Genomic DNA, 13,548 nt, shown 5'->3' with positions numbered 1-13,548 from the left:
GCGTGCCCCTCGACACGGAACCTTCGGTGCGTCCTCAGTGAGGGGTGACGGGCGTGAGGAGGGGTGCGAGCCCGCGGGCGCGGTCCTTTGCGCGTGAGCCATCGCGGCCCTCGGCAAGCTCAAGGAAGAAGGCGAGCATCGCATGCCCGCCTCTCGTGAGCACGCTCTCCGGGTGGAACTGCACGCTGTGAAGTGGAAGGCTTCTGTGAGACAGCCCCTGGATGCTGCCGTCGTCAGCGCGGGCCGTGATCTCAAGAATGTCCTCATCAACCGTTTCGGGAACAACCGCGAGCGAGTGATACCTCGTCGCTTCAAAAGGTGTAGGAAGCGACGCGAAGGGGCCGCGACCATCATGATGGATGAGGCTCGTTTTGCCGTGCATGAGCTGCGGCGCGTGCGTCACGGTCGCACCGAAATAGTGGGCGAGCGATTGCAGGCCCAGGCAGACTCCAAACATGGGAGTTGAGGTACGGGCACATTCGCCGATCACCTCGAGCGTGCAGCCCGCGGTGAGAGGGTTGCCGGGACCGGGGGAGATGAGCACCCCGTTGAACTCCGAAAGATCGGGGGTGCCGCCCGTGGATTCGGGGATGGCATCATTGCGCGCGACGACGCATTCGGCCCCCAACTGTTCGAGGTACCCGACGATCGTGTACACGAACGAGTCGTAATTATCGACAACGAGGATGCGGCACGGGGCGCTTGAGTGTTCAGTTGCCGCCATTACCGCGGCCCCGACCGTTCCCTTTGCCATTGCCATTGCCATTCCCGTTGCCGTTGCCATTCCCGTTGCCGTTGCCATTCCCGTTGACTGGCGAAACCGTTGGCGCGGGGGTGGTCGTCTCCGGCGTAGGTTCAGGCGTTGGCGTGGGTTCCGGACCCTTCGACACGATGATCGTGACGCTCGAGCCCGACTTCACCTCGGAATTAACCTCGGGATCCGTGCGGATAACGCGTCCCTTTTCCACGGTGGCAGAGAACTCCTCTTGTACGTGAGTGCCAAGGTTGAGAGCTGGGTCGCTCAAGCGGGCACGAGCGTCCTCGAGAGTTTGGCCCACCACATTCGGGATCGTCACCGGTCCGGCTTCTGCAGCGACGACGAGACGCACGGTCGAGCCTTTTGCTGCTTTGCCTTCGGCGGGTGTTTGCTCGAGAACGGTGCCGATCGTTTCGCCGTCCTTCGCCTCGCGGCCGGCTACAGTCACCTCAAATCCGGCATCCTTGAGGGCCTGTTCGGCGTCGGACTGGGTGAACCCAACCACGCTGGGAACCTCCACCTGGCCACTCGAGACCCACACCTTTACGGCGCTGCCTTCCGGCGCGCTCGCGCCCTCGCTCGGCTCGGACCGGAGCACAACATCCTTGTCGAACTCGGCGGAGTCTTCCGTACCGGCAACGGACATGGAGAAGCCGGCCTCTTCGAGGGCCTGTTTCGCCTCGTCCTTAGTGAGGCCCTCGAGCTTCGGGACGGCAGCGGCATCGGGACCGCTCGAGACGACAACGTTGACGGTTGAGCCCTTGACCACGTCGGTGTCGGCCTCTGGGTCGGTCGAGATGACGAGGCCTTCGTCGACTTCCGTGCTTGCTTCCTCGGAGAACTGTGGAGTCAGCCCCGCCTCGGTGAGGGTGTTTTTCGCATCGCTTTCCGCCATGCCCACGACCGAGGGAACACTCACCTGCTCAGGCTCGCGATTCTGCTGCGCAATGAACCACCACGCGGCCCCAGCCACGACGAGGAGGAGAACGATGAGCGCGGCAATCCACATACCCGCATGGCTCTTTTTCTCCTCTTCCGGCGCGATCTCCTCAATAGCGCTGTGTGCCCCCCGAGGTGCGGGCGAAGCTGAACCTGCGGCGGGGGCATTCGAGGTGGCGAGTGGAGCCGTGTGCGCGGGGATGATCTGAGTTTCTTGGTCCTGGAACGAGTCCGGAGTCGAGAAATCCGAGGGGCTTAGGACCTGCGTTGCCGCTTCGGCGCTCGCGGGGCCAGCAGCGCCCGCGGCGGCCGCGCCGAGGATGCGCGGCTCACGGCCTGCAGCGGCATCGCGAATGTCCTTCGCGAAATCCGCGGCGCTCTGGTAGCGCACCTCGCGATCTTTCGCGAGGCCGTGGAGCACGACGGCATCCATGTACTTACCGAGGTTCGGGTTGTACGTCGAAGGGACAACTGGAGTCTCGCGAACGTGCTGGTAGGCGATCGATACGGGGGAGTCCCCCGTGAACGGCGGGCGGCCCGTGAGGAGCTCGTAAAGCACGACGGCGGCCGAGTACACGTCGCTGCGCGCATCCACCTGCTGGCCGCGTGCTTGCTCCGGCGAGAGGTACTGCGCCGTGCCCATCACCGCTTGGGTTTGCGTCATCGCCGCCGTGGACTCGGATACCGCGCGAGCGATACCGAAGTCCATGACCTTCACCTCATTGTTCTTCGTGATCATGATGTTGCCGGGCTTGATATCCCGGTGAACAATGCCCGCGTTGTGCGAGTACTCAAGCGCGCTCAGCACGCCCTCCATGACCGCCGCAGCGCGATGCTCGCTCATCGGGTTTTCTGCGGAGATGAACGAACGCAGAGTGTCACCCTCGACGTATTCCATGACGATGTACGGGATCGTCACTTCTTCGCCGGTGGGCTCCGTGCGGTGATCCTCGCCCGTGTCGTAGACGCCCACGATGGTGGGGTGGTTGAGGCCTGCAGCCGACTGCGCTTCGCGACGGAAGCGCTCCTGGAAGTGCGGGTCGCGAGCGAGATCCGAGCGCAGAACCTTGAGGGCGACAGTGCGGTGCAGGCGCGTGTCGCGCGCAAGATATACCTCAGCCATACCGCCGCGCCCGAGAAGGCGTCCGATTTCGTAGCGGTTGCTGAGCAACATGCGATCTTCACTCACAATGTCACCGTAGCCTTCCTCAAAAGTGCGCTGACGTCCGCGCCCGTCCAGTCTAATGAATCTGCACTCGCGCCAAGGGACACGACCCCCGTCCCCACGAGAATTGCCACAATTGCAGCGATCACGACCACCGCAATGACGATGATGAGCGGCAAGCTGACCTTACCTACGCTCTGCCCCGTGGATGTCCCGCGGCGAGCCGCCTCACTGTGCTCGCTGCTCGCGCTCGCTGCGGAGTTGGCGCTCGCGGCCGAACGCGCGCTTGGTGCCGAAGCCGCCGTGGACGACGAGCGGATCGTGACGGGTTTCGACCCGACGCCCGCAAGCGGCATCGCCGCAGTCCGCGTTCCCGTGGGGGAAATCGGATTTGCCGTACGAGAGTTGGCCTTCGACGTGATTTTGCGGCTCGAGTGCGTGCCGTCGTTCTTCTTCGAGGTGGCGCCCGCGTCTGAGCGTGCGCCCGGTGCACGAACGGCGCTCGTCCCGAAACGCGGCTCTTCGCCTCGTTCGATCGAGTCGAGTATGCGTGCAACAACGGCTGCCGAGCGTGGCCGGTTCGCGGGAGCCTTCGCAAGCATCATCATGACGAGGCGCCGCAGATCCGCGTTGATGCGCTCGGGAAGCTCCGGCGGCGCTTCCTTGACCTGGGCCATCGCGATCTCCACCTGGCTCGTGCCCGTGAAGGGGCGGGAACCGGTGAGCATTTCGTAGGCGACGATGCCGAGCGCGTAGATATCGGAAAGGCTCGTGGCTTGCTTGCCCATTGCCTGTTCGGGTGACAGGTACTGCGCGGTGCCCATCACGAGGCCCGTCTTCGTGAGTTTCGCCTGGTCATTTGACCGGGCGATGCCGAAGTCGGTGATCTTGAGCGCCCAGTCGTTCTTGTCGTCAACGAGAACGTTCTCGGGCTTGACATCGCGGTGCACGACGCCCTTCACATGCGCGGCGTCGAGCGCTTTCGAGAGCTCCTTGAGGATGGCGATGACGCGCTCTTCGCCGAGGCCATCGGGATTCTCCTCGATGATGTCGGAGAGCGGCCGGCCCTTGACGAGCTCCATCACGATATAGGCGCGGCCATCGAGCTCACCGTAGTCGTAGAGGCCAGCGATCGCTTCGTGTGCGAGGGCGGCGGTATGGCGTGCCTCTGCGCGGAAACGCTTGAGATAGCCCTCTTCGCCCGCGAATTCCTCGCGCAGAACTTTGACGGCAACGGGACGGTCGAGTTCCTTGTCCTTGCCTTCCCAGACCTGGCCCATGCCACCCGTGGCGATAAGGCGAGTGAGCTCGTAGCGTCCTTCGAGAACGAGTCCTTTACGTGTTTTCATGCTATTCCTCGATCACTGCCTTCATGAGGTCCCGCGCGATGGGGGTTGCGACGGCGCTTCCATAGCCGCCTTCTTCGACGACAACGGCCACCGCGACCTTCTTGTCGCCTTTGATTGCGTAGCCAACGAACCACGAGTGGGGCTTTTTCCCTTTCGCCCACTGCGCCGTTCCCGTTTTTCCGCCCACGTCGGCACCGTCGATCTGCGCTCGCTTGGCGGTACCGTCGGTGACGGTGGCTTCCATCATTTGCCGCATCTGCGCGGCATTTGCGGCGGAGAGCGGCTGGCTCTTCTTGTGCGGGGTGAGCGTCGTGATTTCCTTGAGGTCACCCGTGCGCACCGACTTGATGAGCTGGGGCTCCATGACGATCCCGTCGTGGGCGAAAGACCCGGCCATCATCGCCATCTGGAGCGGGGTCACCTTGTCTTCGTACTGGCCGATGGAGCTCATGGCGAGCTGCGCGTCGTCCATGTCGGAGGCGATCGAGGAGGGCGTGACGGCGAGGGGAATCTCCATTTTCTCGCCGAAGCCATACTCGGCGGCCTTCTTCTTCAGAGAGTCTTCGCCAAGCTGCACGCCGAGCATCGCGAATGAGGTGTTGCAGCTTTGCTCGAGAGCCGATTGCAAGCTCGACACATCATTCGGGCCGCATGGGGAGGTGTCGCCCCTCGGGTGGTTCGCCAGGGAGACTGACGAGTTCGGCAGCTGATAGCTTCCGGGGCCGGGGATCTCCGATTCGGGAGTGTAGCCGCCGGAATCGAGCGCAGTTGCGGCCACGAGGAGCTTAAACGTTGAGCCCGGCGGGTACAGATTCCCCGCGATTGCACGGTTGTGCATGGGCTTATTCGGGTCGTCGTTGAGCTGCTTCCATGCTTTTTGCACGTCTTTTGAGTTGTGCGAGGCAAGGGCATTCGGGTCGTAGCTCGGGGTTGAGACCATCGCGAGCACTGCGCCCGTGGTGGGGTCGATCGCCACGGCCGCTCCCCGGCGATTGCCGAGGGCTTCGTAGGCGGCCTCTTGCGCCTTCGCATTAATCGTGAGTTCGACCTGCGCGCCTTGAGGGTCGTGACCCGAAAGCACGGTCATAAGCCGGTCGTAGAAGAGTGAATCAGCCTTGCCCGAAAGCTCTTCGTTTGCGGCCTTTTCCATGCCGCCGAACCCGTACACGACGCTGTTGTAGCCGGTGACGGGTGCGTACAGGGGGCCACGAGCGTATTCGCGCTTGAGGCCGTAGCGGTTGTTGACCTTCGTACTTGAGGCGACTGCCACGCCGTCCACGACGATTGGCCCGCGTGGGCGGCCAAACTCGTTGTAAATCGTGCGGGCGTTGCGGCCATTGGAGTTGAGCTCTTCCGCTTTGATGACCTGGAAGTACGTGGTGGAGCCGAAGAGGAAGAGCAGGAGCACGGCGAGCACGAGTGAAACGTGGCGAAGCGGCTTGTTCATGCGGTCACCTCCGCGTCCATGGTGCGCCGTGAGTGCTGCTCGACCGCGATCGTTTTTTCAGTTTCGCCGAGGCTGCGGGCAGCGGGCCGTCGAGCCGCGTCGCTGAGCTTCATGAGCAGCCCCACGATGATCCAGTTCGCCACGAGGCTCGAGCCGCCCGCCGCCATAAACGGCAGCGTGAGACCCGTCAGAGGGATCACTCGCGTCACGCCTCCCACGACGATGAATACTTGAAGGCCCAGTGTGAAAGAGAGCCCGGCCGCGATGAGCTTCCCGTAACCGTCGGAAATCCCCACCGCCGAGCGGAGTCCGCGCTGCACGAAAAGCGCGTAGAGCGCGAGGAGCGCGAACACGCCCACGAGGCCAATCTCTTCCGCGACCGAGGCGAAAATGAAGTCGGACTGCGCGAAGGGGACCGTGTCTTGGCGGCCTTCACCGAACCCCGTGCCGAAGATTCCACCGTTCGCGATGCCGAAGATGCCGTTGTTGATTTGCCCGCAGTTACTGAAGTTCTCGCGGCTCATGGGGTCGAGCCAACACTCGAAGCGCCGCTGTACGTGTCCGAGCTTGAGCACGTAGTAGATCCCGGGAGGGGCAAACATGAGCGCGCCGATGATGAACCAGCTGAGGCGATCCGTGGCCGTGTAAAGCATCACGACGAACAGGCCGAAGAACAGAAGCGAGGTGCCAAGGTCGTTTTGGAAAACGAGCACGGCGGTCGCGCCTGCCCACGCGAAAAGAAGCGGACCGAGATCGGACCAGCGGGGGAGCGTGATGCCAAGGATGCGCGGGCCCGCAAGAGCGAGGGTATCGCGCCTTGACACGAGGAAGCCCGCGAAGAACATGGCAAAGAGGATCTTCGCGACCTCGGCGGGCTGGAACGAGTAGCCCGCGATACGGATCCAAATGCGCGCCCCGTAGTTCGCGGCACCGATGCCGGGTGCGAGTGGGAGGAGCAGGAAGAGGAGTCCGACGGCTCCCGTGATCCAGGTGTAGCGACGTAGCTGGCGGTGATCCCTCATGAGCACCAGGACACCGATCACGCAGGCGAGGCCGAGTACGGTCCACATGATTTGGCGTGAGGCGAAACCGTGCCCCCACGACGTGTATTTGGCGTAGACGAGGTCAACGCTCTTGATGGTGGCGAGACCCACGAGGTTCACGAGGAAAGCGATCGGCAAGAGCAGCGGGTCGGCATAGGAGATCCGCAGCGACGCGACGATGTACGTGAGCAACGCTGCGACGCCGAGAGCACCGATCTGCCACCAGGTCAAGGAGGAGATTTGGTCGTTGCGACCGAGATCCACGAGGACATTAGCGCCGAGACCGATCGCAAAAGCGGCAACGAGCAGAACAAGGTGCAAAATGCGCCTTGTCCGTGCCTGGTAGCTGATCACCGTTGCCACTATCGCCCACCGTCCGAGGGGGTACCGCTCGAGTCGCTCGCGCCGCCCTGATCGCTCGCGTCCGTGGAGGTGTCCTTCGAGAGGCTCTCTTCGGCTGCGAGCTGTGCAACGATGCGGTCGGCATCCTCGCGGTTCTTCGCGCTGATGGTGTTCGTGACCTGGGTTTGTGTCACGGGCTGCAAATCGTTCAGGGCAACGTCGGTGACTTGCTCTTCGTGGGAGAGGGAGAGCGGGCCGAGGTCCTGGGCGATGCCTTTGTAGACCACGACGTTTTCGCCGTTGCTGCCCACGTAATACTGGTCCTGCGTCCAGTCGTAAGCGAACCACCCTCCGCCCACGAGAAGCGCACCGATGAGGGCGAAGAGGGCAATCACGGGCCACGTGGAGCGCCGGGGAGGTTCCTCTTCGTAGTCTTCGTCTTCGTAGGGTGCTTCTTCGCGGGTGAGGGCCGCGGCGCGCGCCGCGGGGCCCGTTGCAGCGGTGGGGCGGTGACGGTCGCGTGCGGCGGCGCCAACCACGACGCTCCCGCTCGAGGGGCCTGGATCGCCCTTGCGGAGAGTGTCAAGATCGATGACATCCGCGATGACGCACGTGATGTTGTCTGGGCCGCCGGCCTTGAGGGCGAGTTCGACGAGGTGCTCGGCGCATTCCTCGGGGTCCTCGACCGTGGCGAGGACGTCGCTGATCGTCTCGAAAGATACGAGGCCCGAAAGGCCATCGGAGCACAGCATCCAGCGGTCACCCGGGACGGCGGGCTTGAGGCTCAGGTCGAGTTCTGGATCGGCGTCAACGTCGCCGAGAACGCGCATGATCATGGAGCGCTGCGGGTGGCGTTCGGCTTCTTCGGGCGTAAGGCGGCCCTCGTCGATGAGACGCTGCACGAACGTGTGATCCTTTGTGACCTGCGTGCACTGGCCATTGCGTACGAGGTAGGCGCGTGAGTCACCGATATGGACGAGCGCGAACTTATTGCCCGCGCGAAGGAGCGCGGTGACGGTCGTGCCGAGCCCCGCGAGCTGTGGTTCTTCGCGTGCGCGCCTCAGGATCGCGTCGTTGGCATCGAGAACCGCGCCTTCAAGAGCGGCGACGATGTCGGTTCCGGGAGCGTCGGTTTCGAGTTCGGCGAGTGTCCCCACCGCAACGGAACTTGCGACATCACCGCCGGCGTGGCCACCCATGCCGTCGGCGACGACGAGGAGGTGCGAGCCGGCGTAACCGGAGTCTTGGTTGTTCGAGCGTACGAGCCCGACGTCTGTTTTCGCGGCGTAGCGCAACGCGATGGTCATCGGGGGCCTCGCCTCAATTCAATTTGGGTGTTGCCGATCGTGATGGCGGCGCCCGGTTTGAAGGGCGCGGAGCCTTCGAGCGGCTTGCCGGCGAGCGTCGTGCCGTTAGTGGAGCCCAGGTCCTCGACATACCATTCGCCGTCGTGCGGGAATACCCGTGCGTGACGGTTGGAAGCGTACTCATCTGAGAGCACGAGTGTGCATTCGGGGGCCCTGCCAATAAGGATCGGCGAGGCTGCGAGGCGAATGGTGGTGCCGCGAAGCGGACCGGCGGTCACAACAAGCTGGGTTTGCACGGCATTCGGGTCGGTGGTTTTCTGCCCTTGATGGAGCGCAGAAGGGTCGCTTACGGTGCGCCGCTCAGCCCCTGCCTTTCGGCCGCTCCCGCCGCGCGTAATGACCGTGGTTCCGAAGAGGTCGTTGCGCATCACGATGAGCGCAACGATGACGAAGAGCCACAGCGCGACGACGAAGCCGAAGCGCAGAACGATGAGGGTTAGCTCGCTCACGCAGACCTCACCACTCGGAGGGAGCGCCCGAGGGCAGAATGACGGTGAGGCGAGTGCGACCGATGCGGATCGTGGCGCCATCGGGCAGACCGGTAGGGGTCGTGATGCGCTCGCCGTTAACGAACGTGCCGTTCGTCGAGCCGAGGTCAGTCGCGGTCATAGCGGTGCCATCCACGCGCAATTCGAGGTGGTGGCGGCTCACGCCCGTGTCGTCGAGAATGATGTCGCTATCGCCCCCGCGGCCAATCACGGTCACGCGTCCCGTGAGCAGGTACTGCTGGCCGTCGATCTCAAGGATCGGCTGGAAGTTTTCGCCGCCGGTCGTGGCGGGTGCGAGCGAGGAGCGTTCGGTGCTCGATTCCGTTTCGAACCGGCCGGCCTTGACCTCGTCATCGCGCTTGAGGGCGACCGTCACATTGCCCACGAACAGGTACTTTTGCTGATCGGCGTGGTCCACGAGGATTCGCTGCAGCTCTTCCACGAGGGTGTCTTCCCACGAGGCGAAGCGTTCGTAGTCCACGGAGTTGAGGTACACGGAGTACGTGTTGGGTGCGAGCGTGCGGGCGCGATCGAGGACCTGGATCTGGTCGTCGCATTCGCGCTTGAGCCCCTGGGCGAGGTCAAGCGGCTTAATGCTGCCGCCGCGCGAGAACACGTTCGACACTCCGCGGTCGAGGCTGCGCTCGATTCGGTCGAGAAAACTCAACGTGGGTCTCCTTGGGTAAACGTCGTACGCCGCGAGTCTATCGCGTGCGCCGCATGCACGATTCGTTCAGATGTAAGGATGTGGTGGAGGATTGGTGCATGAGTGATGTGCACGCGAATCCCGCCCACGTTGATCCGGAGTCTCTTGAGTCGCTCCTCTCGCCCTTGAGCTTTGATTCGGCCGTTGGCCTCATCAGTTCCGACGGTCGCTTAATCACCGCGTACGGGGACCTTGACCGAGTGTTCCCGCTCGCGAGCGTCTCGAAGCTGATCGCGACATACGCCGCGCTCGTCGCGATCGATCGCGGAGCTCTTGCCCTCGACGATGCTGCGGGTGACGAGACTCCACAGGGCTGCACGGTCGAACACTTGCTTGCCCACGCCGCCGGTTATGCGTTCGAGGGCGGGGAGTTTCTTGCCGCGCCCGGAAAGCGCCGCATGTACACGAATGCGGGTATTGAGCAACTCGGGCGCGTTGTTGCGCGCGCGGTCGGCACGGACTTTGAGCGGTGGGTGTGCGAGAGCGTGACGGAGCCGCTGGGGATGGAGAGCGTCGAGGTGGCCGGCTCGCCAGCCAAAGACTACCGCGCAAGCATCGAGGATCTTCTTGTGCTTGGTCGTGAGTTAATGAGCCCCACGCTCATATCGTCGGAGCTTGCTGAATCCGCGCACCGCCCTCATTTCCCGGATCTTTCCGGTGTTCTTCCCGGTTACGGCCGCCAAAGCCCGAATGACTGGGGTCTGGGTGTGGAGATCAAGGGGAAGAAAAACCCGCATTGGACGGGCGCCCTTAACTCGGAGCGCACGTTTGGGCACTTCGGCCAGTCGGGGTCGTTTCTCTGGGTTGACCCGGAGGCGGTTCCGGGTGGGCTCAGCGCAGCATTTTTGTCGTCGAAGCCGTTTAGTGAGGAGCATGCCGACGTGTGGCCCGCTCTCAACGACACCCTCGTTCGGGCGGCGCGAGCGCAATCCTGAACAACGATGCTGTTCACTAGGTCACTATTGTGGAGTAACGACACGAAGTGAGAGGAACGGGCAGTGCAGCAGGCTAGCGATCAGGGTACGAAACGTGGGCTCCGCATTATTGTCGCAGGCGGTGACGGTTTTTGCGGCTGGCCCACGGCGCTGCACCTCTCGAAGCAGGGACACGAGGTCACGATTATTGACTCCCTCGTGCGGCGCGATATCGATGACGAACTCGGCTCGAACTCGGTGACTCCGATTCTCCCTCTCGAGCAGCGCGTCGCCGCATGGAAGGAGATCTCGGGATCGAGTATCGACGTACGGATCGGCGATCTTGGCGACTACGACTTCTTGCGCGCAGTCGTCACCGAGGTGCAACCCGAGGCCTTCGTGCACTTCGCCGAGCAGCGCAGTGCCCCGTATTCGATGATCGACCGCGAGCACGCCATTTACACGCAGCGCACCAACGTCGAGGGGACGCTCAACGTTCTGTGGGCGATCCGCGACTGTGCTCCAGAATGTCATCTCGTGAAGCTCGGAACGATGGGCGAGTACGGCCAGCCCAATATCGACATTGAGGAAGGCTTCATCGAGATCGAACACCGCGGCCGCAAGGACCGCCTGCCGTTTCCGAAGCAGCCGGGCAGCTTCTACCACCTCTCGAAGGTGCACGATAGCGACAACATCATGTTCGCGTGCAAGATCTGGAATATCGCCGCGACCGACCTCAACCAGGGCATCGTTTATGGGCTCCACACGAATGAGACCCGCATGGATCCTCGCCTCGTGAATCGCTTCGACTACGACGCGGTGTACGGTACAGCGCTCAATCGCTTCCTGATTCAGGCCGCGGTCGGCCACCCCCTCACGGTGTACGGGGAGGGCTCCCAAACTCGTGCGTACCTCAATATCGAGGACACCGTGCGATGCATCGAACTCGCGTGCACGAACCCCGCGGCGCCCGGTGAGTTCCGCGTGTTCAACCAGTTCACGGAGTCATTCAGCGTTGAGGAACTCGCCGTCAAGGTCGTCTCGGCAGCCGCGCAACTCGGCATCGATGCACGGATCGACCACCTCGAGAACCCGCGCGTGGAAAAATACCACCACTACTTCAACGCGGTGAATACGCGCCTTATCGATCTGGGCCTCGAGCCGCACCTTCTTACCGAGAGCGTGCTCGTGGAGATCCTCGAGTCAGCCCGCTCTCACACCGACCGCGTGAAGAACGAGTTGATCCTCCCGGGCGTCACGTGGCGCAAGTAAACCTCTGGGCTGGCGAGGCACCACTCAAGGTTCTCCTCGTGACCGAGACATTCGTGCCGAGCGTCGACGGGGTCGTCACGCGCCTAACCCACCTCGTTGATCACCTCCTCACCGAGGGACACGAGGTGGAGATCATCGCGCCGGGGCTCGGCGTCGAGAAATACCAGGTGGCGTCGGAATCCACGAAGCTGCGCCGGGGCCTGAGCGCTCCCATTCACGGTGCCCGAACCGTGCACGTGCCGTTCTACCCGAGCCGGCCCTGGTCGCTCCCCACCCCTTCCGCACACCGCCTCACCGAGCGGGTCGTGCGGGAGTTTCGCCCCGACGTTATCCATGCCGCGCAGCCGATCCTGCTCGGCCAGACAGCCGTCCGCGCGGCGCGGCGGTACCGGATTCCGCTTGTCGCGAGCTACCACACGAATCTTCCTGCATATCTTTCCCGATATCGCGGGTGGGCGTGGAGCGCGCCGATCATCGCACAGGCAACTCGGCGCCTCCACCGCGGTGCCGCCGTCAACGCCGTTACGAGCGAAGCGATGCGCGAGGAAGCTCTTTCGATGGGGCTTGAGCACGTCGAGGTCGTGCGCAGGGCCGTGGACACGCGGCTTTTTCATCCGGCGGAGAGTCCGACGCTAGCCCCGCCACATGGCGACAGACAAGGCAGGTTGAAGCTGCTTTTCGTGGGGCGTCTCGCCGCCGAGAAAGATCTGATTCGACTCGTGCCCCTCATGCGCCGCCGCAATGACCTGGAATTGACGATCGTGGGCGAGGGGCCGCAGCGCGCCACTCTTGAGCGTGAGTACCGCGGCACCCGCACACAGTTCGCAGGAGTTCTCCGCGGTGAGGCTCTCGCGCAAACCTACCGCGACCACGACCTGTTCGTATTCCCCTCCGTGACCGAGACGCTTGGCCTTGTCCTCCTCGAAGCGATGGCTTCGGGCCTTCCGCCCCTCGCGGCTCGCTCCGGCCCCACGATGGAGCAAATCGTTGACGGTGAAACGGGTTTCCTCTTCGGCAGCGAAACTGAACTCGAGCAGAGGCTCAATGTACTCGCGGGAAAAAGAGGCGTGGAGCTAAGAGCGTCCGTGGCAGCCGCAGCGCGACGCGAGGCTGAAAAGCACTCGTGGGTAGCCGCGAGCGAGGACTTCGTGGATCTTTACCGCCGCGCGATCGCGGGTCGATAGCAGGTAGCGCTAGATCTTGGCGGCGTAGGTGATGACGTGCTGTGTGTCGGTGCTCTGAGCCACGACGTAGCTCGCACCGGCATCGTCTTTGAGGATGCGGATCAACACTGACTGCTCATAGCGGTTTACGATCGTCGCCTCAGGGTCATTTGGGCTTGCAGCCGCTCGATCAGCACTCGTCTCGACGTCGGAGATCACCTCACCGAACGCTTTCATGTACGCCGAGCCGTCACCTGCCGGGTCCTTTTCCATGTCGAGAACACCTTCGGGGAAGGTGCCGCGCCCGGTGGAGTCCTCCTCATACATGTGCGCACCGGCTGTCGCGTAGGTTTCCCACATTTCAGGGGTGTCCTGTGTGCGAGAGCCGGGCAGGCTCGCGGCCTCGGGCGTGAAGAGTGACTCGTCAAACTTTCCGTCTGGGTCAGCTTTTGAGGGCACGTATCCGTCCCCTGGCGACGCTTCGGATTCGCTCACGCGCCCCTCTTCGGGGATAGTCGTAGCGCTTTGTGTTGCCGTGGCGCTTTCGGAACGCGAACCCGGTTCGGGTGCGGAGCCGCCCGAGCACGCTGCGCAAG

At 63.3% G+C, this 13,548-nt stretch carries 12 protein-coding genes; 3 read left to right on the top strand and 9 right to left on the bottom strand.

Going from position 1 to position 13,548, the window contains the following annotated elements:
* Positions 1 to 34 precede the first annotated feature (34 nt).
* The 8 genes from DAD186_RS09555 to DAD186_RS09520 are packed head-to-tail and all read right to left on the bottom strand — an operon-like array spanning position 35 to position 9,564.
* Positions 35 to 724 carry an anthranilate synthase component II gene (locus DAD186_RS09555; RefSeq protein WP_065248476.1) on the bottom strand — a complete coding sequence of 230 codons (690 nt, stop codon included), beginning with the start codon at positions 722 to 724 and terminating at the stop codon, positions 35 to 37.
* Entirely contained in the window at positions 711 to 2,870 is a 2,160-nt protein-coding gene (pknB, locus tag DAD186_RS09550; RefSeq protein ID WP_065248837.1) for a Stk1 family PASTA domain-containing Ser/Thr kinase, read from the bottom strand. Before pknB ends, DAD186_RS09555 begins: the two co-directional genes overlap by 14 nt.
* Positions 2,871 to 2,881: 11 nt before the next feature.
* On the bottom strand, positions 2,882 to 4,210 hold the full coding sequence (locus DAD186_RS09545; protein WP_065248475.1) for a serine/threonine-protein kinase: 1,329 nt from the start codon (positions 4,208 to 4,210) through the stop codon (positions 2,882 to 2,884).
* Between the two features lies 1 nt (position 4,211).
* Complete coding sequence (locus DAD186_RS09540) at positions 4,212 to 5,657, bottom strand: peptidoglycan D,D-transpeptidase FtsI family protein (RefSeq protein ID WP_065248474.1); 1,446 nt, start codon at positions 5,655 to 5,657, stop codon at positions 4,212 to 4,214.
* Positions 5,654 to 7,021 (bottom strand): FtsW/RodA/SpoVE family cell cycle protein, encoded by a 1,368-nt coding sequence (locus DAD186_RS09535; RefSeq protein WP_311201287.1) that lies wholly within the window; start codon positions 7,019 to 7,021, stop codon positions 5,654 to 5,656. Before DAD186_RS09535 ends, DAD186_RS09540 begins: the two co-directional genes overlap by 4 nt.
* A 41-nt stretch (positions 7,022 to 7,062) precedes the next feature.
* On the bottom strand, positions 7,063 to 8,349 hold the full coding sequence (locus DAD186_RS09530) for a Stp1/IreP family PP2C-type Ser/Thr phosphatase (RefSeq protein WP_065248472.1): 1,287 nt from the start codon (positions 8,347 to 8,349) through the stop codon (positions 7,063 to 7,065).
* The gene (locus tag DAD186_RS09525; RefSeq protein ID WP_065248471.1) at positions 8,346 to 8,858 is read right to left on the bottom strand and encodes an FHA domain-containing protein FhaB/FipA; all 513 of its coding nucleotides are present in this window, start codon (positions 8,856 to 8,858) and stop codon (positions 8,346 to 8,348) included. The genes DAD186_RS09530 and DAD186_RS09525 overlap by 4 nt, the downstream gene beginning before the upstream one ends.
* 7 nt (positions 8,859 to 8,865) lie before the next feature.
* Entirely contained in the window at positions 8,866 to 9,564 is a 699-nt protein-coding gene (locus tag DAD186_RS09520) for an FhaA domain-containing protein (protein WP_034370950.1), read from the bottom strand.
* Between the two features lie 98 nt (positions 9,565 to 9,662).
* Between DAD186_RS09520 and DAD186_RS09515 the strand changes: the two genes are divergently transcribed.
* From DAD186_RS09515 to DAD186_RS09505, 3 genes are all read left to right on the top strand, one after another.
* Complete coding sequence (locus DAD186_RS09515; protein WP_065248470.1) at positions 9,663 to 10,538, top strand: serine hydrolase domain-containing protein; 876 nt, start codon at positions 9,663 to 9,665, stop codon at positions 10,536 to 10,538.
* Positions 10,539 to 10,601: 63 nt separating this feature from the next.
* Positions 10,602 to 11,789 carry an NAD-dependent epimerase/dehydratase family protein gene (locus tag DAD186_RS09510; protein WP_065248469.1) on the top strand — a complete coding sequence of 396 codons (1,188 nt, stop codon included), beginning with the start codon at positions 10,602 to 10,604 and terminating at the stop codon, positions 11,787 to 11,789.
* 38 nt (positions 11,790 to 11,827) lie between these two features.
* Complete coding sequence (locus tag DAD186_RS09505; RefSeq protein WP_236886247.1) at positions 11,828 to 12,973, top strand: glycosyltransferase; 1,146 nt, start codon at positions 11,828 to 11,830, stop codon at positions 12,971 to 12,973.
* Between the two features lie 9 nt (positions 12,974 to 12,982).
* Here the strand turns inward: DAD186_RS09505 and DAD186_RS09500 are convergent, their stop codons facing one another.
* Positions 12,983 to 13,447 (bottom strand): hypothetical protein, encoded by a 465-nt coding sequence (locus DAD186_RS09500; RefSeq protein ID WP_157457129.1) that lies wholly within the window; start codon positions 13,445 to 13,447, stop codon positions 12,983 to 12,985.
* Between the last annotated feature and the right edge of the window lie 101 nt (positions 13,448 to 13,548).

It is taken from the genome of Dermabacter vaginalis, assembly GCF_001678905.1.
Lineage (GTDB): Bacteria > Actinomycetota > Actinomycetes > Actinomycetales > Dermabacteraceae > Dermabacter > Dermabacter vaginalis.
The sequence above is the reverse complement of the archived record's forward strand: the minus strand, read 5'-3'. Positions and strand labels throughout refer to the sequence as shown.

Bases quoted from the DNA above. Each gene is read 5' to 3' on its own strand.
- DAD186_RS09555 (WP_065248476.1), bottom strand. From the start codon at position 724: ATGGCGGCAACTGAACACTCAAGCGCCCCGTGCCGCATCCTCGTTGTC.
- pknB (WP_065248837.1), bottom strand. From the start codon at position 2,870: ATGTTGCTCAGCAACCGCTACGAAATCGGACGCCTTCTCGGGCGCGGC.
- DAD186_RS09545 (WP_065248475.1), bottom strand. From the start codon at position 4,210: ATGAAAACACGTAAAGGACTCGTTCTCGAAGGACGCTACGAGCTCACT.
- DAD186_RS09540 (WP_065248474.1), bottom strand. From the start codon at position 5,657: ATGAACAAGCCGCTTCGCCACGTTTCACTCGTGCTCGCCGTGCTCCTG.
- DAD186_RS09530 (WP_065248472.1), bottom strand. From the start codon at position 8,349: ATGACCATCGCGTTGCGCTACGCCGCGAAAACAGACGTCGGGCTCGTA.
- DAD186_RS09515 (WP_065248470.1), top strand. From the start codon at position 9,663: ATGAGTGATGTGCACGCGAATCCCGCCCACGTTGATCCGGAGTCTCTT.